The 19624-nt window shown below is 69.1% G+C and carries 15 protein-coding genes and 2 pseudogenes; 4 read left to right on the top strand and 13 right to left on the bottom strand.

The window, feature by feature from the left end; translation table 11 throughout:
• Positions 1 to 178: 178 nt before the first annotated feature.
• From ACFYO0_RS04015 to ACFYO0_RS03970, 10 genes are all read right to left on the bottom strand, one after another.
• Positions 179 to 1696: a sensor histidine kinase gene (locus ACFYO0_RS04015; RefSeq protein WP_388670136.1), complete on the bottom strand. Its 1518-nt coding sequence runs from the start codon at positions 1694 to 1696 to the stop codon at positions 179 to 181.
• A complete protein-coding gene (locus tag ACFYO0_RS04010) occupies positions 1693 to 2397 on the bottom strand; it encodes a response regulator transcription factor (protein ID WP_388670133.1) in 705 nt (234 codons plus the stop codon). Before ACFYO0_RS04010 ends, ACFYO0_RS04015 begins: the two co-directional genes overlap by 4 nt.
• Before the next feature lie 48 nt (positions 2398 to 2445).
• Positions 2446 to 3222, bottom strand: coding sequence for an ABC transporter permease (locus ACFYO0_RS04005; RefSeq protein ID WP_388670130.1), 777 nt, complete (start codon positions 3220 to 3222; stop codon positions 2446 to 2448).
• A 101-nt stretch (positions 3223 to 3323) separates the two neighbouring features.
• The gene (locus ACFYO0_RS04000) at positions 3324 to 4238 is read right to left on the bottom strand and encodes an ABC transporter ATP-binding protein (protein WP_388670127.1); all 915 of its coding nucleotides are present in this window, start codon (positions 4236 to 4238) and stop codon (positions 3324 to 3326) included.
• A 235-nt stretch (positions 4239 to 4473) separates the two neighbouring features.
• A complete protein-coding gene (locus ACFYO0_RS03995) occupies positions 4474 to 5562 on the bottom strand; it encodes an FAD-dependent oxidoreductase (protein ID WP_388670124.1) in 1089 nt (362 codons plus the stop codon).
• Positions 5559 to 6878 (bottom strand): FMN-binding glutamate synthase family protein, encoded by a 1320-nt coding sequence (locus ACFYO0_RS03990; protein WP_388670121.1) that lies wholly within the window; start codon positions 6876 to 6878, stop codon positions 5559 to 5561. Before ACFYO0_RS03990 ends, ACFYO0_RS03995 begins: the two co-directional genes overlap by 4 nt.
• Before the next feature lie 136 nt (positions 6879 to 7014).
• Positions 7015 to 7689, bottom strand: coding sequence for a glutamate synthase (locus ACFYO0_RS03985; protein ID WP_388670118.1), 675 nt, complete (start codon positions 7687 to 7689; stop codon positions 7015 to 7017).
• A complete protein-coding gene (locus ACFYO0_RS03980; RefSeq protein ID WP_388670115.1) occupies positions 7677 to 8552 on the bottom strand; it encodes a glutamine amidotransferase family protein in 876 nt (291 codons plus the stop codon). Before ACFYO0_RS03980 ends, ACFYO0_RS03985 begins: the two co-directional genes overlap by 13 nt.
• Positions 8553 to 8563: 11 nt before the next feature.
• Positions 8564 to 9892: a type III glutamate--ammonia ligase gene (gene glnT, locus ACFYO0_RS03975; RefSeq protein ID WP_388670112.1), complete on the bottom strand. Its 1329-nt coding sequence runs from the start codon at positions 9890 to 9892 to the stop codon at positions 8564 to 8566.
• Positions 9893 to 10117: 225 nt separating this feature from the next.
• Complete coding sequence (locus tag ACFYO0_RS03970) at positions 10118 to 10429, bottom strand: FCD domain-containing protein (protein WP_388670109.1); 312 nt, start codon at positions 10427 to 10429, stop codon at positions 10118 to 10120.
• Between ACFYO0_RS03970 and ACFYO0_RS03965 the strand changes: the two are divergent.
• A pseudogene (locus ACFYO0_RS03965) lies at positions 10383 to 10601 on the top strand (aldehyde dehydrogenase family protein); the annotation flags it as partial. The gene ACFYO0_RS03970 and the pseudogene ACFYO0_RS03965 sit on opposite strands and share 47 nt — an antisense overlap.
• A 35-nt stretch (positions 10602 to 10636) precedes the next feature.
• Here ACFYO0_RS03965 and ACFYO0_RS03960 read toward each other — a convergent pair.
• A pseudogene (locus tag ACFYO0_RS03960) lies at positions 10637 to 10858 on the bottom strand (hydroxymethylbilane synthase); the annotation flags it as partial.
• A gap of 667 nt (positions 10859 to 11525) precedes the next feature.
• Here ACFYO0_RS03960 and ACFYO0_RS03955 point away from each other — a divergent pair.
• On the top strand, positions 11526 to 12548 hold the full coding sequence (locus ACFYO0_RS03955) for a serine/threonine-protein kinase (protein WP_388670106.1): 1023 nt from the start codon (positions 11526 to 11528) through the stop codon (positions 12546 to 12548).
• 966 nt (positions 12549 to 13514) lie between these two features.
• The gene (locus tag ACFYO0_RS03950) at positions 13515 to 14471 is read left to right on the top strand and encodes a hypothetical protein (protein ID WP_388670103.1); all 957 of its coding nucleotides are present in this window, start codon (positions 13515 to 13517) and stop codon (positions 14469 to 14471) included.
• Positions 14472 to 14991: 520 nt separating this feature from the next.
• Here the strand turns inward: ACFYO0_RS03950 and ACFYO0_RS03945 are convergent.
• Positions 14992 to 17418 carry a SpoIIE family protein phosphatase gene (locus tag ACFYO0_RS03945; RefSeq protein ID WP_388670101.1) on the bottom strand — a complete coding sequence of 809 codons (2427 nt, stop codon included), beginning with the start codon at positions 17416 to 17418 and terminating at the stop codon, positions 14992 to 14994.
• Between the two features lie 610 nt (positions 17419 to 18028).
• On the opposite strand from ACFYO0_RS03945, the gene ACFYO0_RS03940 reads away from it, so the two are divergent.
• Complete coding sequence (locus tag ACFYO0_RS03940) at positions 18029 to 18259, top strand: response regulator transcription factor (protein WP_388670098.1); 231 nt, start codon at positions 18029 to 18031, stop codon at positions 18257 to 18259.
• A 945-nt stretch (positions 18260 to 19204) separates the two neighbouring features.
• On the opposite strand, the gene ACFYO0_RS03935 is transcribed toward ACFYO0_RS03940, so the two are convergent.
• Complete coding sequence (locus ACFYO0_RS03935; protein WP_388670095.1) at positions 19205 to 19624, bottom strand: hypothetical protein; 420 nt, start codon at positions 19622 to 19624, stop codon at positions 19205 to 19207.

Below are 19624 nucleotides of genomic sequence, written 5' to 3'. Positions count from 1 at the left end.
AGGGCTCAGCGGGCGTGTCATCTCCCGCTGGTAGTCCTCCTGCCGTGAACGGCAGGAGGCCGCGCAAACAGGACGGCGGCACACCTGGGCGGAGCACGCCATCGGTTCTGTTGGGACAAACGGTGTGTCGCTTACTGCTCGCTGTCCGCAGCAGCAGGCCGAAGGGGTCGGGCGATCCTCAGGAATTGCCGGCGGAGCTGTCGGGATGCACTGGCAGCAGGACGCGGAACGTGGTGCCCTCCCCCGGCTCAGAGCACACCTCAACACGGCCTTGGTGAGCGGTCACCAAGGAGCGGACGATGGACAGGCCAAGTCCGGCACCGCCGGTCTGTGTGCGGCCGCGGGCGGTGTCGGCACGGTAGAAGCGGTCGAAGACATGAGTGACCTGTTCGGCTGTCATCCCTGGTCCCTCATCGCTGAGTTCGAGGACGGCCTGGTCCCCCAGCGTGCCGACGCCGATCCGTACCGGCGTGCCGGGCGGGGTGTGGGCGATGGCGTTGCCGACGAGGTTGGAGGTGACCTGCCGCAGGCGTGACTCGTCGCCCAGAACCGGGGCGCCACCGGGCGGGCCGCCGCCCGGGCCGGTCAGCGTGACGGGACGGTCGGGTGCCATGGCCCGCAGGTCGTGCAGGGCATCGGCCGCCAGGGTGCGCAGGTCCATGGGAGTCAGGCGAAGGGTCAGATGCGCATCAGCGGTGGCGTCTTCGTCGAGCCGGGCGAGCAGCAGCAGTTCCTCGACGATGCGGACCAGGCGGGCTGCTTCACGTTCGATACGGCTCATGGCGGCATCGACGTCCGCACGCTCGGGCATGCCGCCCATCCGATACAGCTCGGTGAAGCCCTTGATCCCGAACAGCGGTGTGCGCAATTCGTGGCTGGCGTCCGCGATGAAGGTACGCATGCGCGCGTTGGTGGCCGCGCGGGCGGTGTCGCCGGCTTCGATGCGGTCCAGCATGCCATTGAGGGCGGCGGACAACCGGCCCAGTTCTGTGCGCATGGTGGCCGGCTGCGGCACCCGGCTGGACAGGTCCCCGCCCGCGATGGCAGCTGCCGTCTTCTCGATGCGCCGCAGCGGCCGCAAGCCGGCCCGCACCGCGAACCAGGCGACGACGCCCAACCCGATGAGCACCACCGCATCGATCACCAGCATCCACACGCCCAAGTGCCGGATCGTCGTATGGACCGGAGACAGGGAACCGGCCACGACGACGCTGCCGCCCTTGCCCGCCTCGCCGTCCTGCCCCGGAGCCAAAGGAGCAGCGATGACACGCCACTCGTCGCCGTCGCCTTCGGCCGCCATCTGGAAGGGGCGCTGTTTGCGGGTGGCGACCGCCGCGGTGTCGAGGACGGGAAGACGTGGGGAGCTGTGCGTAGCCGGACGCAGCGTACGCCGCAGATGCCCCTCGGAATCGAGGTAGACAACGTAGACATCACCCGTCAGGTCGCGCTCCACTGCCTCACGCAGCTCCGGTGTCGTCTCGCCGGGCACGTCTTCCAGGTTCGACAGCCGCGCCGCCGTCGCGGCAGCGGCGCGCAGCCGGTCTTCCAGCTGGTGCACCAGTTGCCGCTGCAGCAGGGTGACGAGTACGGCGTTGCCGGCCAGCAGGGCGGTGACGACCAGCAGCAGCGTGATGGCCACGACCCGCCCGCGCAGCGACATCCGGCTGATCAGCCCGCGCGGTGAAGCGGCGCTCATGCCCGGGGCCTGCGCAGAACGTAGCCGGTCCCGCGCACCGTGTGGATCAGCTTCGGTTCTGCGATGTCGATCTTGCGGCGCAGGTAGCTGATATAGGACGCGACGATGGAGTCGTCACCGTCGAAGTCGTAGTGCCAGACCTGGTCCAAAAGCTGATGCCTGGACAGGACCTGGCCGGCGTTTTCCATCAGCACGCGCAGCAGGCTGAACTCGGTCGGAGACAGCTGCACCGGCAGGCCGTTGCGAGTCACCTGGTGGCTGTCGGGATCGAGCTCCAGGTCGTCCACGACCAGGAGCCCATCGGGCCGGCGGCCGCTGGTGCGGCGCAGCACGGCCTGGATGCGCAGGATGAGTTCCTCGAGGTTGAAGGGCTTGGTGACGTAGTCGTCCCCACCTGCCCGCAGACCGTTGATGCGGTCCTCGGCTGCGTCCCGGGCGGTCAGGAAGAGGATCGGCGGCTGCCCGATTCCCGGGCCGGAGGGGTCCTCACGCAGACGACGTGCCACCTCGAAGCCGTCGAGGTCGGGCAGCATCACATCCAGGACGATCAGGTCGGGTCGGTTGTCGCGGACCGCTTCCAGGGCCTGACCGCCCGTCTGGGCCGCAGTCACCTCAAAGCCGGCCAGCCGTAAGCTGGCGGACAGCAGCTCACGCAGCGTGGGCTCGTCCTCCACCAGCAGCAGTCGTTGTGTCGTCGTCATGGCACCTGTCCCCGACCGATGATCTTCTGTCTTCACTGTCCCGCCCCGCTAGGCGTCACGCTGGCGGAATACAATGAACGCCGCCGCCATCAGAACCGCCACGGACCCCGCCATGACACCCACCCCTGCCCAGGGGCTGAGCAAGTCGGGGTCCTGATAGCTGGTGATGATCTGCCCGCCGGCGATCGGCGGCCAGTACTTCGACACCCAGTCGCCCAGTCCGCCGGGCAGGGCCGGGGCGAAGGCCTGAACAATCAGCATCACCCCGAACAGTGTGGTCACCGTTGCCGTGGTGGAGCGGATCACCGTGCCCAGAGCCAGTCCGAAGAGCCCGGCCAGTGCCAGATACAGGCCACCACCAAAGATGCCGCGCAGTGCCACGCCGTCGGAGAGCGCCAGGTGCGGAGCGCCCGCCCCGGACAGCGACGCCTGCCCGACAAGAAACCCGGCCAGCGACACCGCGATCCCGACCGGGAGCGCCACACCCACCAGCACCACAGCCTTGGATGCCAGCACCCGCGCCCGGTGCGGAACCCCAATCAAGGTGGGGACGATCGTTCGCGCGCCGTACTCAGAAGTGATGACCAGACCGCCCAACAGACCCAGCGCGATCTGCGCGAGCAGGTAACCACGCAGGCTGGTGGCCAGCGGGTCGAACGAGGCCTGGTCCGCAGCGCTCATGTCCGCGAACTCATTGCCCGCGGACGAGCTGTTCAGCGCGGCAAGCCCGAGACAGAACGCCAGGGTGCCCAGGACCACGTACAACGTCGACCGCATCGTACGAATCTTGATCCACTCGGCGTGCAGGCAGTGCCAGAAAGTCACCTTCCCACCCCGCGCACGACGCGGTTGTGGCTGAAGTCGGAGCACAAGCGAGCGCCGACGGGCTTTCGTCGCCCTGGCAAGAACTTGCGTAGGGGGGCGTGTCATCGGCTCGTCTCCTTGTCCGACTGGTATTCCACCGCATCCCGGGTCAGGTCCATGAACGCCTTTTCCAGCGACACCTGGCGCGGAGCAAGCTCGTGAAGCTCCACTCCGCTGACCGACGCCAGCGCGCCGATCTCGGCGGCCTCCAGGCCGGTCACCACCAAAGCGTCGCTGCTCTCGGTCCGCACCTGAACGGCTGCACCGAGCATGCTGCGCAGTTCCTCGGCCTGGGGGCTGCGGACAAAGACCTCGCGCTCGGAGTGAGCCTCGATGAAGTCCTTCATCGTGGTGTCGGCGATCAGTCTTCCCCGGCCGATGACAATGAGGTGGTCAGCGGTCAGTTCCATCTCGCTCATCAGATGGCTGGACATCAAAACCGCGCGTCCTTCGGCCGCCATCCTCCGCATCAGCGAACGGATCCACACGATGCCCTCCGGATCCAGCCCATTGAGCGGCTCGTCGAAGACCAGCAGTGGCGGATCACCCAGCAGGGCCGCAGCGATCCCCAGCCGCTGACGCATGCCGAGGGAGAACGTCCCCGCACGCCGACGGCTCACCTTCTCCAAGCCGACTTCCTCCAGCACCGCCGCAACCCGGCTGCGCGAGATCCCGTTGCCGGCCGCCAGCGCCAGCAAATGGTGATATGCGGTGCGACTGGGCAGCACGGCGCCCGGATCCAGAAGCGCCCCGACCACCTTCAGCGGCGCGGGCTGCGCAACATACGGCCGTCCGCCCACAGTCGCAGTCCCGGAACTGGCGGCGTCCAGGCCCACAATCATCCGCATCGTGGTCGACTTGCCGGCACCGTTGGGCCCCAGGAACCCGGTCACTTCCCCGGGCCGGACAGCGAACGTCAGATCATCCACGGCCAGAACCTCGCCATAGCGTTTCGACAGGCCACACACTTCGATCATCGAGACCCCAGACCGGCAGTAGTACACGCGACCCTCACGTGCACCACGTCACTGTCCGCCGCCGCCGTGAACCAGGCCTGGACGAACATGAACGTCACATGGGAACACCAAGCCTGTGACCTGCGAACACTCCGCAGGCCGCACCCGATGACCCTGGGACTCACATGAAACTCACATGATGGCCTCCGGCCAGCGGCCATCGATGACCATCCCCCCAACGGCGGGTCAGTCTTAGCTAGCCCGCGCGGTCCAGGCGGAAGCGGGGATGGGGCTCGGTGCGGCCGGTGGCGAGGTCGGCGGCCATCGCGCCCATGAGCGGGGCGAACTTGGCGCCGTGTCCGGAACACGGGGAGACGATGACCAGCGGGCCGTGGCGGTCGAGGACGAAGTCCTCGTCGGGGGTGGTGGTGTAGAGGCAGGTCGCTTCGGCCACCGGGTCGGGCTCGAGGCCCGGGAGCCGGTCGCGGACGAAGTCGCTCACCCGGGTGCGCGATGACGGGTCGACGATCCCGTCGCGGGTGCGGGCGGTGGTGGGGGTGCCGCGGTCGTGCTCGGCGACCTTGACCGCGGGGAGCGGACCGCCGTCGCTTCCCGACGGCAGGCCGTAGAGGTGCAGCGCACCGTCCCAGACCAGGGTCGGCCACTTCACGGACGGATCGCTCTGCCGGAAGTGGAAGACCTGCTGCTGGGTCACCTGCAACGGCGGCAGGGCGACGGGCAGTTCGAGCTCGGGCAGCCAGGCGCCGGCGGCGATCACCACAGTGTCCGCGACGACCTCACGGCCGTCGTCGGTGTGCAGCAGAACCCTCTCGCCGCTCCGGACGTCGATTCCCGTGACGCGTGTGCCGAGGATCGCTTCCGCGCCGTGTTCGATCGCCCGCCGTACGCAGGCCCCGACGGTCTCGTCGGCGTCGACCACGCCCGCGTCCGGGTGGTGGAGCACCGGGCCCGTGACGCGGATGTACGGCCAGCGCTCCAGAGCTGCTTCCGGGCCGAGGAGTTCGTACGGCACTCCGGCCGCGTCGAGGACGGCGGCCAGCGCCTTCGGGTCACGGTCCTCGCCCATGTCGAGGCCACCGGTCGTGCGCAGCAAGGGAGTCGAGGCGTCGTCCTCCAGTTCCCGCCACTGCTCGTGCGCCTGTCCGGTCAGCCGTACGTAGAAGGGGTCGGCGTACGCCCGCCGGAAGATCCGCGAGCTGCCGTGCGAACTGCCGTGCTTGTGGCCGATGTCGTACACCTCGATGAGCGTGACCTCATGGCCACGCCGGGCCAGTTGCCAGGCGGTGGCAGCGCCCATCAGCCCAGCGCCTACGACGGCGATCACAGACCCTCCCCGGGGATCCAGTTCGTACCCGCGAGGGGGACGCGGGCCATGGCAGCGGACTCGATGGTAAGGGCAACCAGATCCTCGGGCTCGAGATGGAGGAGATGGGCCTTGCCGCATGCGCGGGCGAGGGTCTGGGCCTCCATGGTCATCACGCGGAGGAAGTTGGCGAGCCGACGGCCGGCCTCGGCAGGGTCGAGGCGGGCGGCGAGGTCCTCGTCCTGGGTGGAGATGCCGACGGGGTCGCGGCCGTCCTGGTAGTCGTCGAAGTAGCCTGCGGCGGAGCCGAGTTCGCGGTACTCGGCGTCGTACTTCGGGTGGTTGTCGCCGAGCGCGATCAGCGCGGCCGTGCCGATGGCGACCGCGTCCGCGCCCAGGGCGAGTGCCTTGGCCATGTCGGCGCCGCTGCGGATACCGCCCGAGACGATCAGCTGGACCTCGCGGTGGACGCCCAGCTCCTGCAGCGCCTGGACGGCCTGAGGCAGGGCGGCCAGGGTGGGGATGCCGACGTGCTCGATGAACACGTCCTGGGTGGCGGCCGTACCGCCCTGCATTCCGTCGACGACCACGACATCGGCGCCCGCGTGCACGGCAAGCTTCACGTCGTAGTACGTCCGTGTCGCGCCGACCTTCACATAGACCGGCTTCTCCCAGTCGGTGATCTCGCGCAGTTCGAGGATCTTGATCGCGAGGTCGTCGGGCCCGGTCCAGTCGGGGTGGCGGCAGGCGCTGCGCTGGTCGATGCCGACCGGCAGGGTGCGCATCCCGGCGACCCGCTCGGTGATCTTCTGGCCGAGCAGCATGCCTCCGCCGCCGGGTTTGGCGCCCTGGCCGAGGACGACCTCGATGGCGTCGGCGGCGCGCAGGTCGTCGGGGTTCATGCCGTAGCGGGACGGCAGGTACTGGTGGACGAGGTGCTTGGAGTGGCCGCGCTCCTCGGGGGTCATGCCGCCGTCGCCGGTGGTCGTCGAGGTGCCGACCTCGCTGGCACCGCGGCCGAGGGCCTCCTTGGCCTGGGCGGACAGCGCGCCGAAGCTCATGCCGGCGATGGTGACGGGGGTGGCGAGCCGCAGGGGGTGCTTGGCGTGCCGGGTGCCGAGGACGACGTCCGTGTCGCAGCGTTCGCGGTAACCCTCCAGCGGATAGCGGGACATGGAGGCGCCGAGCAGCAGCAGGTCGTCGAAGTGCGGGAGTTTCCGCTTGGCGCCCCAGCCGCGGATGTCGTAGATGCCGGTCTCGGCGGCGCGCTGGATGGCGTGGATGGTGGCGCGGTCGAAGGTCGCGGACTCGCGCAGGCCGTGGGATGCGGGTTCCAAGGTCAACTCCTTTGGTAAGGCTGAGGTGTAGCGCCCTGTTAGGGGCGGCGCGGGGCTGTGCCGAGATGCGGCTCCGTCGCGCGGGCGCGACCAGCCACATCGGGCCCGCAGTGTTGGGACGGCCTTCCCAGCGGAGCTAATACGCTGCGGTGTTGTCGACTTTGAAGTGGTACAGCTGCCGGGCCGAGCCGTAGCGGCGGAAGTCGGCCGGGTCCTCGTCCCGCTCCGCCACCTTCAGCAACTCGGCCAGCTCGGCGAGGTGTTCGTTCCGTATCTCCTTCTCGACGCAGTCCGCACCGAGGGACTTGACCTTGCCCCTCACATAGATCTTGGCCTCGTACAGGGAGTCGCCGAGGGCCTCGCCCGCATCCCCGCACACGACCAACCGCCCGGCCTGCCCCATGAACGCACTCATGTGGCCGACGTTGCCCCCGACGACGATGTCCACGCCCTTCATGGAGATCCCGCACCGCGCGGAGGCGTCCCCGTCGATGACCAGGAGACCCCCGTGGGCGGTGGCCCCGGCCGACTGAGACGCGTTGCCGCGCACGCGAACCGTGCCGGACATCATGTTCTCGGCCACCCCGGTGCCCGCGTTGCCGTGCACCGTGACCGTGGCGTGCTGGTTCATGCCGGCGCAGTAATAGCCGACGTGGCCCTCGACGTCGACGGTGTGGTCCTCGCGGATCCCGCAGGCCACGGCGTGCGCGCCGCGCGGGTTGAGGACCCGCCAGGACGTCGCGTCGGGGGCGTGCAGGGCCTGGTTGAGGTCACGCACAGGTGTCTCGGCCAGGTCGATCAGCGTCGCCATACGTACACCTCTTCCGGATCGGGTTCGAAGATGCGGGCGTTCTCGATGCCCGGCAGGACGTCCAGCGCCCGGTACTCGGAGGCCATCGCGACCCACGCGTCGGTTTCGGCGACGAGCGCCGGCTTGCAGGCGATCGCGTCGCGGACGACCGCGAAGGAGTCGCCGGTGGACACGAGCAGCGTGTAGAAGCCGTCGAACCGCTCGCACAGCAGCCGCAGCGCCTTCTCCGGTTCGGCGCCCTGCTCCAGTTGGTGCGCGATGAAGCGCGCGCCCACCTCGGAGTCGTTCTCGCTGTCGAACTCGACGCCCTGGGAGCGCAGTTCACGCCGGATAGTGGCGTGGTTGGCGAATGAGCCGTTGTGCACCAGGCACTGGCCGGGACCGACGGAGAAGGGGTGCGCGCCCTGGGGGGTGACAGCGGACTCGGTGGCCATCCGGGTGTGACCGACGCCCTGCCAGCCGGTGACACCGGCGAGCCCGAAGGACTCCGCCAGCTGCAATGGACTTCCAGTGCCTTTGAGTACGGCCATGTCCGTGCCGGAGCCGATGACGGTGGCGTGGGGCAGCGCCGCCGAGACGGCTGTGAGCAGGTCGGTGATGGAAAGATCCGCGTGCACGACCGTGGTGACGTCAGCCGCGACGGCCACGGCGCCGGGCAGCGCGGCCTCCACCTCGGCCGGCGTGACCCCGAGCAGCGAGACGACGGCACGTCCTGGCGGAGACAGGCGCGGGTCGCCGTAGACCGCGACCCCCGCCGAATCGGGGCCGCGTTCGACGACCTGCCCCAGCATCGCGGTCAGCAGCGCGCCGAGCCGGGGTTCGAGGGAGGGCTCGCGCAAGTGGAGCCCCACGATTCCGCACATCTCAAGTCCCTTCAGAAGGCGGTCAGATATCGGTCGACCTCCCAGGGGCCGACCGTGGCGTGCCAGTCGAAGAACTCCTCGCGCTTGAGGTCGGCGAAGTACCGGCTGACCCCGGTGCCTACCGCATCCAGCGCGCCGCTGATCACGTCGTCCGCCTGGAGGGCCTCGACGGCGTGCAGCAGGGTGGGCGGGAGTTCCGGGCCCTTGCCGGCCGCGCCGGGCTCGCCCGGGTCGAGGCCGCGTTCGATGCCGTCGAGGCCCGCGGCGAGGGCGGCGGCAGCGGCGAGGTAGGGGTTGGCGGCGCCGTCGCCGCCGCGCAGCTCGATGCGGTTGCCGTCGGGGACGCGGACGAAGTGGGTGCGATCGTTGCCGCCGTAGCCCGCCATGCGCGGCGACCAGGTGGCGCCCGAGCGGGTGTTCACCGCGCCGGTGCGCTTGTACGAGTTGACAGTCGGCGCGATCACGGCCTGGAGCGCCCGCGCGTGCTCGACGATCCCGGCGACGAAGGAGTAGGCGAGCGAGGACAGGCCGAGTCCGCGCCCGTCGGTGGCGTCGGGGAAGGCGGGTTCTTCGCCCCGCCACAGCGAGATGTGCATGTGCATGCCGGTGCCGGTGCGGTCGGTGAACGGCTTCGGCATGAACGTGGCGGTCATGCCCCGCTGTTCGGCCAGCATCGAGACCAGGTACCGCATGGTGATGACCCGGTCGGCGGTGGTGAGGGCGTCGGCGTGCTTGAAGTTCTGCTCGAACTGGCCGTTGCCGTCCTCGTGGTCGTTGGCGTAGTTGCCCCAGCCGAGGGAGTTCATGGCGCTGGAGACCGCGGTGAGGTGGTCGTACATCCGGGTCAGGCCCCGAGCGTCGTAACAGGGTCGGGCTGCGGTGTCCTTGGCGTCGGCGACGCTGAGCACGCCGTGCTCGTCGCGGTTGACGAGGAAGTACTCGACCTCGGCGCCGACGGACATCATCAGCCCCTGGTCCGCGGCCCGCTCCAGGAGCCTGCGCAGGATGACGCGCGGCGCGTAGGGCCAGGGTTCGCCCTCCACGTACGGGTCGCAGTGGACCAGGGCAAGGCCGGGTTTGACGAAGGGGACGGGTGTGTACGAGGAGGCGTCCGGCCGTGCGATGACGTCGGGGTCGCTCGGCTGCTGGCCGAGCGCGCCGGCCGCGTATCCAGCGAACCCGACGCCCTCGTCGCGGAGTTCCTCGACGGCCTGGGCCGGGACGAGCTTGGCGCACGGCTTGCCGGTCAGGTCGACGAAGACGGCCATCACGAACTCGATGCCGTCGGCGCGGACCAACTCGGCGAGATCGGGGGCGTCCGCTGCTGGGTCGGTCGTCATGGGGCCTCCCTGGCCGAGACGGAGTGTCTACTACGATGAATCAGCGTTGCCTACGAGTAGACACTCTTGGTGTTACGGACGGATTTCAGCGGTGGAAGGTCCCCGTAAGCCGAAGGGCCGGGCACCGCCCCCGAAGAGGCGGAACCCGGCCCTGATCTACCGTCAGGAGATGGTGGAGGACCATTCGATGGCAGGCGGATCGGACGACCCGCCGGACGGCCCGTATCAGGAACCTGCCGCGCCGAACCTCTCGTTCGCCCCGCCGATGGGCAGCCCCGCCAGCAGCGCACGTCGGCTGACCCTGACGTGCTCACGCATCACGTGCTCGGCGCTGTCGCCGTCCTTCTCCAGGATCAGCTCCACGACGAGGTGGTGTTCACGGTCCGACTGGAGGGGGCGACCCGGCTGACTCAGCGACGTGCTCACCAGCCGGGAGTAGGCCAGCTGGTTCATGAGCATCCGGTAATGGGCTTCCAGCCCGAACGCCGCGATGGGCGTCGTCGCCGGCATCTTCGCCGCCGCCGGACAGACCTGCATCGCCGGCAGCCGGGTGTTCGCGCACAGGTCCGTCTACGACGAGCTTCTCGAACGTGTCTCGGAACGCGCCCGGACCATCCGTATCGGCGACCCGATGGACGAGAAGACCGAGCTCGGTCCGTTGGCCTTCGAAGGCCAGCGCGACAAGGTGGCCGAGTACGTCGACCTGGGACGCGGCGAGGGTGCCCGGGTGCTGACCGGTGGACGGGCCACGGCCAGGAGGAGGGCGTCGGCCTCCCCGGCCGTGAGCTTTTCGAGACGCCGGTTGGCGTTGCCGCGGATCGGGACGCACGTGAGGTACGGGTGTGAGGCGGCGAGTTGGGCGATTCGCCGCACTGAGGACGTGCCGATGCGGGTGCCGGGCGGCAACTCGACGAGAGTGAGGCCCTCCGGGTGGATGAGTGCGTCACGGATGTCATTGCACCTGAGCGAGCGCCATCGGGAAGTCGCGGGAGACGATGTGCATCAGATCAGCGGGCATGGAGGCAAGACAGCCCCTCGGATACGGGCCGCGGCGACGAGCCCAGAAGCCCATCTCATTGGTGCGGCAATGATGTTGGTCTACTGGCGGCCCGGGGGCACGCGTGACGCGGCGCGGGCTGTTACGCCGGCTTCTCCAGCCAGGGCCCGCAGGTGTTGCCCACGCCCGTGGCGGTGCCGGCGGACCAGTCGGCGTTCAAGCCGATCTTGACCGCCTGGCCGACCTCCTCGGCACGCGCTGCGGGTCCGCCTCGAGTACAGCGAGACCGGCTTCGCCGCCCGGCACGGTGCGCATCAGGCGCTGCAGTACGTCAGGGACGACGGTGGCGTTGGCCACTACCTCTCGTGAGTGGTCGGGGAGAGTGTCCGCGTGATGTCGCCGGGTGGATGCTGGCCGGGTTTGGTGACGGGGTGGGCTTTGATCGGCCGGTAGCAGGGAGCGCGGATAGGATTTATGCATGGATAGGCTGTTTGTCTGTTTGATGATGCGGGGGTGGTTCGTCGGGGCCGGTTCCGGTGGTGTGGTGATGAAGCGGGGTGCGTGGTGCGGGACGCGTGGTGGCCCGTGGGGCGGGGGCGGCGTTGTTACCGGTGACGTATTGGCGGGGGGTATGTGATGGGTGCAGGGCCGGATGCGTCGGGTGCCGGGCCGGGCCGACCGGACAAGGGTGTGACTGGGGGCCGGGCTTCGGGTTTGATCGGGGCGAGGATCGCTGGGTACCGGGTGGAGCGTGAGCTCGGCCGTGGAGGTATGGCCGTGGTGTACCGCGCACGGGATCTGCGTCTTGACCGTACGGTGGCACTGAAGCTGCTTACTCCCGAAATGGTCCTCAATGACACGTTCCGGCGCCGTTTCGCGTACGAATCACGGGTGGCCGCCGCGATCGACCATCCTCACATTGTGCCGATCTTTGAGGCCGGTGAGACAGACGGTGTCCTGTATATCGCCATGCGTTATGTCCCGGGGCTGGATCTGCGGGCTCTACTCGACCGGGACGGCCCGTTGCCGGTAGAGATCGCGCTGCGTATTGCCGCTCAGGTGGCGTCTGCGCTTGATGCGGCCCATGAACATGATCTCGTACACCGGGATGTCAAGCCCGGCAATGTTCTGGTGGCCCGGGGCACTGACAGTGATCACCCCGAGCACATCTATCTCACAGATTTCGGGCTGACGAAGAAATCGCTGTCGCTGACCGGGTTCACCACAGTGGGCGAGTTCGTCGGCACGCTCGACTATGTGGCACCGGAACAGATTGCGGGCCGCCCAGTGGACGGCAGGTGCGATCTGTACAGCCTTGCCTGCGTCGTCTACGAAACCCTCGCGGGCGGGCCGCCATTCCAGCCGGATGACGCCATGGAGCTGCTGTGGGCACATCAGTACGATCAGCCGCCTGCCCTGAGCGCGAGGCGGCCGGGCACTCCGTCGGCGATGGACGACGTTCTGGCCAGGGCCCTGGCGAAGGTCCCTGAGGACCGTTACGGCTCCTGCCTGGAATTCGTGGCGGCCTTGCGCACCACGGCGAAGGGTGCCGACTCGGGTGCACATCCGCCGGCACCGGTGGATCACGCAGTTGCTGGACCACCCCCGGATCCGCCGGTCTGGGCCCGGCCGGTCTTTGTCCGCGCGCCCGGTTACTGAGACGCGACTGTGCGCAGGGTGGTGGGCTCACCGCACAGCGGCGGGAGTTGGGCAATGGCCTGACCGCACAGCGGCGGAGTTCCCCAGGTTGCGTCCATAGGGCGGCCGAGCGGTTTGGGCGGGGCGAGACGAACACGATGGGGCCAGGGATCTGCGGGTCAGCGTCCGCTCGGTGCAGCGGGGGCGGCGAACCTGGTGCCCTGGCACGGCTTACGGCGCTGCCGAACCCCCGCTGACCAGCAGGCGCTGCGTCCCTCCGTACCCGCGCTACCACCCAAGCCGTGGAAGGCAGGCGCTCACCTGACGCGACTGCCGGGTCCGCAGCCTGCCCGGCATCGACCAGAAGCCGAAATCGCCCGGCTGCCGAACTGACAAACCATCATGAGAGCGCCGTTTTCAAGGCACTGGGAGATTCCCGCGATCGCCGACCGCGTCGTCGAGGCCGCGCTGAAAGGAGTACCGGAAGCGACTTTCCAGGCCGACTTCAAGCCGCTCTCCCACGGGTTTCGGTCCAAGCGGCGTACCCAGGACGTGATTTGCTGAGACCCATATCTGTGGAGCCGTGTTCGGTGAACGCCGCCCGCACGGTTTGGGAAGGCGCCGACGGCAGAGGGACCCGAGCCACGGGCACCTCGTCGGCCGCCCGCCTCCTTCTCCCTGCGCATCCAGCCTCTGGCACTAGGCAGTTCATCGCCGACCGCGACTGGCCGACCGTCCACTCACTGCCGTCCCTCGCCCCCCGGCCAGCCCAGCCGAAGGGCCGCCTCCGCAAGGCGGAGGCGGCCTCTGGTGAATTACCACTGCGGCCTTACCCGGCGTCTTTGAATCCGTCAAGCCCCGAACCCTCGGAACATGACCCGCCCGGATGATGCGGGCCTACTGGAAGTGCGGGCCTCACCGGAGAACACCGGAAAGCAAACGAGGCACCGGGGCACGTGAAAGTGCCTATCACTCTCAGGAGGAAACATGAGCCGTATTACCCGCAAGCACTATGGCGCCCGTCCCAAGCGTCGGCTGAGCCTCGCAACGGCGGTGGCGTCGGCCGTTGTGGTCGCCGGAGGCGTCATCCTGCCGGCCACCGCCGCAACGGCGGCCCCCATGCCCCCCACGTCGGCGGGAGCCATGGCCCCCGCCCACCAGGACAAGCACCACAAGAACTCCTGCTGGAGCAAGAACCACAACAAGCACAACAAGCACGACAAGTACGGCAGCAAGCCTGACAAGCACGACGGCCACGGCAGCAAGCCCGGCAAGCCCGACGAGCACGGCAGCAAGCCCGACGGCCACGGCAGCAAGCCCGACAAGCCCGACGAGCACGGCAGCAAGCCCGACGGCCACGGCAGCAAGCCCGACAAGCCCGACGAGCACGGCAGCAAGCCCGACAAGCCCGACGAGCACGGCAGCAAGCCCGACAAGCACGAGAAGGACTACTGCTGGGCCGGCGGTTACAAGTTCCACTGGGATAAGAAGTACGAGTGCTACTACGTGGTGATTAAGCATCACAAGTGGTACTTCTGGGACACCCATAAGGACTACTACTACTGGCAGCAGCACCACAACGATCACTTCTGGGAGGACGAGGACTTCTGGGAGGACGAGGACCACTGGAAGGACGAGCACGAGGTCGAGACCGAGCACGAGGAGGAGACCGAGGACAACGACCCGGCTGAGGAGGACCCGGCAGAGGAGGACCCGGCAGAGGAAGCCCCCGCTGAGGAGGACCCGGCAGAGGAAGCCCCGGCAGAGGAAGCCCCGGCAGAGGAGGACCCGGCTGAGGAAGCCCCGGCAGAGGAAGCCCCCGCTGAGGAAGCCCCCGCTGAGGAAGCCCCGGCAGAGGAAGCCCCGGCAGAGGAAGCCCCCGCTGAGGAAGCCCCGGCAGAGGAAGCCCCGGCAGAGGAAGCCCCCGCTGAGCCGGCCGTGTAGAGCCCGGATGGTGAGGGCGGCAAGCGGCGGTGACCCGCTTTGACCAGCCCTTGCCATGAAGCGGACGGCGGGCCTCGACGCCCGGTGCGACGGGGTGAAGGCCGCTACGGCCTTCACCCCGTCGCCTTGTCGACCTCCATACCCGAAAGGAAACAGCGCTCATGTCCACAAGGCTCTGGCAGCGTTCCTTCGCCCAGACAGCAGGCCCATCGGCGATCGCCATCAGCGCCGCATGCCCCCACACGTCACCGGACGCAGCGCCCGGCCGTCGTCCGGGCCCTCCTCGAAGCCTCGGGCCCCGCCCTGAGCGCAGCCCACCTCACCGTCCACGCCGTCAGCCTTGGCGCCTTCAGAGCGTTGCGTCGAAGGATTCCGCATCCGCGCCCGCCGCAAGCGGTCGGCAGGAGCAGGCGTCCGGCCCGGTGGTGTGCACGCCCCGGTGACGTGCGCGTAGGCGGGTGTGCCGGGGCCTGGCGGGCCAGGGCCTCACGCCGGGCCCAAAGGGCTGGATCTGGGGGGGTCACTCCGTGGTGAGGAATTGTTCCGCCCAGACGGTCTTGCCGGTGGGGGCGTGCCGGGTGCCCCAGCGCTGGGCGAGCTGGCCGACCAGCAGCAGGCCCCGTCCTCCTTCGTCGAAGGTCCGGGCCCGCCTCATGTGCGGGGTGGTGCTGCTTGAGTCGAAGACCTCGCAGATAAGGGTGTTGTTCTCGTGGATCAGACGCAGCTGGATGGGCGGGCGGCCGTAACGGATGGCGTTGGTAATGAGTTCACTGACGACGAGTTCGGTGATGAAGGCGGCGTCGTCCAGGTGCCAGGCGGTCAGCTGATCGGTGGCGCGCCGACGTGCCTCGGCGACGACGGCGGGATCGAAGACCAGGTCCCAGGTGGCGACCCGGTCGGTGTCAAGGGCCCGGGTACGGGCGATGAGCAAGGCGATGTCGTCGTCGGGGCGGTGGGTCAGCATGGAGGTGAGGACCCTGTCGCAGACCGTGTCCAGCGTCCTCGCGGGGCGGGCGAGGGCTTGGAACATCTTGTCCAGGGCTTCGTCGATGTCGTGGTCGCGGGGTTCGAGCAGACCGTCGGTGTAGAGGGCGATCAGACTGCCCTCGTCCAGCTCGGTCTCGAAGGTCTCAAACGGCAGGCCGCCCAGGCCCAGGGGCGGGCCGGCCGGGACATCGAGGAAGCGGACGGCGCCGTCCGGGCTGACCACGGCGGGCGGGGGGTGCCCGGCCCGGGCAAGCATGCAGCGGCGGGAGACCGGGTCGTAGACCGCGTACAGGCAGGTCGTGCCGATGCCTCCGGCGCTCTCGGCGGCGCCTTCCGTACCGCCCTCCTCGGCGGACAGGTGGAGGACAAGGTCGTCGAGGTGGGCGAGCAGTTCGTCGGGCGGCAGGTCGACATCGGCCAGGGTGCGTACCGCGGTACGCACCCTGCCCATGGTGGCGGAGGCACGGATGCCGTGGCCGACCACATCACCCACAACCAGGGCCACCCGCGTGCCCGACAGCGGGATCACATCGAACCAGTCGCCGCCCACGCCGGCCCGGCTGCCGGCGGGCAGGTAGCGGGTGGCGATGTCCAAGGCCCCCTGATCGGGCAGCGTCTGCGGGAGCAGGCTGCGCTGCAGGGTCATGGTGGTGGTCTGTTCCCGGGTGCGGCGGCCGGCGCTGTGGATGCTGACGGCCGCTTTGGCCGTGAGCTCCTCGGCCAGCCACACATCGTCCGCCTCGAAGGGCTCCGGGCGCTGGTGACGGCCGAAGAGTGCCACGCCGAGCGTGGCGCCCCGGGCCCGCATCGGCACCACCATCACCGAGTGAGTCCCCGCCTGGCGGATCCAGGCGGCCTGGGGGTCCTCCTCCGCCCACCGGGCAATGGCCGGGTCGCTCACCTCGTAGACGGCACCATGGCCCTTGGCCAGGCATTGGGCCACCGGTGACCACGCCGGGTAGCGCAAGGGCTCTGTTGCCGAAAAGGGGGAGACGGAGCCGTCGCCCGGGACGGACTGCACAGCGGTGCGGCCCATGGTCACCGGCCCGGCCGGCGCCACGGGAGGCACCTCGCCGCCGCGCTGGAGGGCCTCCAGCAGCTCCACGGCGGCGAAGTCCGCGAGGCGGGGAACGGCGACGTCGGCCAGTTCCTGCGCGGTGCGCCGGGCGTCCGGGGTGGTGCCGATGCGGGCGGTGTCGTTCAGCAGGAGCATCCGCTGCCGGGCAAGGGGCTCTGGCACCGTGTGGTGCGCCGCCAGGCACACGGCGCACACCCGGCCGCCCGCGTCTTTCAGCGGAGCCAGCGAGGCCGGCCAGCCGTGCTCCGCGCTGACACCCGCGGGGCGGATACCGGTCGGCACGTGCTGCACCTCGCCGCTCTCCAACACCATGCGCATCTTCGCCTCGGCCCTGTCACTCAACGGATGCGGCACAATCTCCGCCAGGCGCAGCCCGCGCATGTCATCCTCGGTGAGCAGCAGCGCACGCTCCATGCCGGCATTGGCCCGCACCAGCCGCAGGTGGACATCGAAGACCGCCAGGATGCCGGGGGACTGGCGAAACACCCACTCCGCCAGCACCTCGCCCCCGGGCAACTGCACCCTGCCCGCCACGGCGGACACGATCAGCCACTCGGCGAGGGGGCCCTCGGAAATCCGGCGGTGCACGAGCAGTCGCCGCTCAAGCCGGGAGCCGTCCCGGTGCCGCAGCGCCACGGCGCCGCTCCATCTCTCCCGCCCGGCCACAACCCGCCGCGCCCTCTCACCGACGTCATCGGCGAGCAGCCGCGCGGCCCTCAGCCCCACGACCTCCGAGGACACATAGCCGAGCAACCTCCGGGCACCCTCACTCCACCCCGTCACGATGCCCCGCTCATTGACGGTGGTCGTGGCCGTGTAGGCCGACTCCGACAAGGCGTCCGCCTGCGCCTGCTCACCGGGAGGGGTGTGACGTCGCTCCATCGCCGCTCATCTCGCCCTTCGACAAACCGCACGAGACCCTACTGACAAGCATGATCCTCAGAAGCACGGAGCACCAACCGGCACCGTCGGCACCAGCCCTGCACAGGCCCCCGCCCGGCCCTCACCAAGGTCCCTGCCAAGGAACTCAACGGGCCGCTCACAACCGGCTCTCCCACCACGGCCACCGCCCTGGCCCGGACGCGGGCGTGGGCGTGGTGGCGCCACCACGCCCCCCTCGGCAGGGGGCGGCAAAAGAATCTTCCAAAGCGGGTGCAACGGGACGGCAGCCCACCCCAGCTTCCCACGCGAGGACATAGAGCGCTCTGCGGGATGTCCCCTGGCCAGGCCGGGCGGGGTCGGCCTGGCCACCACGAAGGCCCTCGCGGGGTCACGAAGAGGACTCACAGGGGCCCACCCGGGGCCGCCGAATCACCTTTCGCAGCGACATGGCTCTTCTGGCGGACATGGCTCGTCTGGCGTGAGCGCACCGTGAAGCGCCTGTGGAGGTGGCCTGTGACACGTCTGTGACAGTCGGCGGACACGGCCATGACGTCCACCAAGCAGCCTTTTCGGAAGCGGATAAAAGTAACTATTTCGGGCATTGGAATCCATGAGCCTCACTCCCCACGCGCCGTACACCGAAGCCCCCTCACCTGCGCTGACCCCGCGTGAGCTGGAGACTCTGCGGCATATCGCCTCAGGGTGCACCTACCTGCAAGCAGCCCGCAAGATGGGGCTCTCCAAGCACACTGTCGACGCCTATCTCCGCCGCATCCGGGCCAAACTCAACATCAACAGCATGGCCGAACTCACCCGCCTGGCCATCTCCCTGGGACTGTGAGAGGGCGTTTGAAGTAGGCGGACTGTCCATTACCTCCCAGCAGGTTCCTCGCCAGATGGGTGTGGTCTCGTCCGTCATGCGCTTGGCGAGGCCGTCGATCGAGGCACGGGGGAGGCGTCATGGAGGGCGTCGCCATCCAGACGTGACAGCGGACGGTAACGATGCTGGATCTGGTGCCCTGGTTGGCAGTTCACAGAACGCCCTCTCAGGTGCCAGATCACCGCAGCTTGCGCGCGTGTTCACTTCCGTGATTACACATGGAGCCCGTGAGACGTCTGAGGCGATACTCGCGCTGAGTCCAGGATCAGGGAGAGCGCATGGCCAACACGTACAAGGTGCACATTGCACTGGCTCTGCTGCTCGCCGCACTGAGCACGCTCATCGTCGGGCTGACGCTCCTGCCGGGCAGCCCGCTCCTGCCGCGTGCCACGACTTTTGTGGTCCTCGGCCTGACCTTCACGCTGTTCGGCGCGGCCGGGCTGCGTGCCCTGTCAGCCGCGCAGAGCATCGGGCCGGGCAAGCTGCTCCGGATGGCTCCCAGCCGCCTCGTCGTCACGGCCGGGGTACTCGTCGGTGGCGCTGTCGTGTGCCTGGCCGTGGGGGGTCTTCCCTCTGGCGGACAGCCGATGAAGAAAGACGGCGTCTACTACCACCTGGGCAGCCACGGTGCTCTCCGCAAGGTGACACGTGAGGTTTATGGGGAGTCAATCAAGGCCGAGATGCGCTTCTTTGTCACGTGGTTCACCTTCTACTCGGCTTACGCGGCTGTTCTGGTCGCCTGCGCTCAGCGCGCGGCGGCACCGGACCCGGTTCGCCATACCCCTGCCCTGGCTCCCCCGGCGCCACTCCCGGCTGCGCCCGGGCCCCCCTGCGACGCGGTCGGTGCCTGCGAGTGGTGCGGGCAGCTGAAGTCAGCCACCTCCCTGCCGTACTGCCCCCGCTGGGTCAGTGACTCGGCGGCCATCGTGAATGGGTCAGTTTCCCGCGCAGCGGCTCCAGCTTGCCCCGCACCTCTGTATCCAGGTCCAGCACCTCGCCGACCTGCCGGACCATGACCGCTCCGCCGGCCTGCCGGACAACGGCGAGGATGCGCCGGTATTCCGGCGGCAGCGCCGCCTCCTCCACGCCCGGCGCGCGGTGCGGGACCATCAGCACCGCTCGGCCGGCCACCCGCCCAGCCGCTGGTGCGGCCACCGTGCGCTCGACGGCGATCTGCTCACTCATGCGCTCAAGGACCCGCTCGGCGACAGCGAGTTCGTCTCGCTCGGCCCGTACCTTGGCCAACTGCTTGGCCAGCCGTTCTTCGAGCACGTCCACTGCCGCTCGCCGCGCGGCGATCCGTTCCAGCACCCCGGGGTCCGCCAT

Source organism: Streptomyces sp. NPDC006365, from assembly GCF_042870755.1.
In the GTDB taxonomy this organism is placed as follows: Bacteria; Actinomycetota; Actinomycetes; order Streptomycetales; family Streptomycetaceae; genus Streptomyces; species Streptomyces xiangluensis.
Note: the sequence above shows the minus strand (reverse complement) of the source record. Positions and strands in the feature narration are given on the sequence as shown.

Bases quoted from the DNA above. Each gene is read 5' to 3' on its own strand.
- ACFYO0_RS04010 (WP_388670133.1), bottom strand. From the start codon at position 2,397: ATGACGACGACACAACGACTGCTGCTGGTGGAGGACGAGCCCACGCTG.
- ACFYO0_RS03980 (WP_388670115.1), bottom strand. From the start codon at position 8,552: ATGTGCGGAATCGTGGGGCTCCACTTGCGCGAGCCCTCCCTCGAACCC.
- ACFYO0_RS04015 (WP_388670136.1), bottom strand. From the start codon at position 1,696: ATGAGCGCCGCTTCACCGCGCGGGCTGATCAGCCGGATGTCGCTGCGC.
- glnT (WP_388670112.1), bottom strand. From the start codon at position 9,892: ATGACGACCGACCCAGCAGCGGACGCCCCCGATCTCGCCGAGTTGGTC.
- ACFYO0_RS03935 (WP_388670095.1), bottom strand. From the start codon at position 19,624: ATGGCGGACCCCGGGGTGCTGGAACGGATCGCCGCGCGGCGAGCGGCA.
- ACFYO0_RS03940 (WP_388670098.1), top strand. From the start codon at position 18,029: ATGAGCCTCACTCCCCACGCGCCGTACACCGAAGCCCCCTCACCTGCG.
- ACFYO0_RS03955 (WP_388670106.1), top strand. From the start codon at position 11,526: ATGGGTGCAGGGCCGGATGCGTCGGGTGCCGGGCCGGGCCGACCGGAC.
- ACFYO0_RS03945 (WP_388670101.1), bottom strand. From the start codon at position 17,418: ATGGAGCGACGTCACACCCCTCCCGGTGAGCAGGCGCAGGCGGACGCC.
- ACFYO0_RS03970 (WP_388670109.1), bottom strand. From the start codon at position 10,429: ATGCAGGTCTGTCCGGCGGCGGCGAAGATGCCGGCGACGACGCCCATC.
- ACFYO0_RS04000 (WP_388670127.1), bottom strand. From the start codon at position 4,238: ATGATCGAAGTGTGTGGCCTGTCGAAACGCTATGGCGAGGTTCTGGCC.
- ACFYO0_RS03950 (WP_388670103.1), top strand. From the start codon at position 13,515: ATGAGCCGTATTACCCGCAAGCACTATGGCGCCCGTCCCAAGCGTCGG.
- ACFYO0_RS03985 (WP_388670118.1), bottom strand. From the start codon at position 7,689: ATGGCGACGCTGATCGACCTGGCCGAGACACCTGTGCGTGACCTCAAC.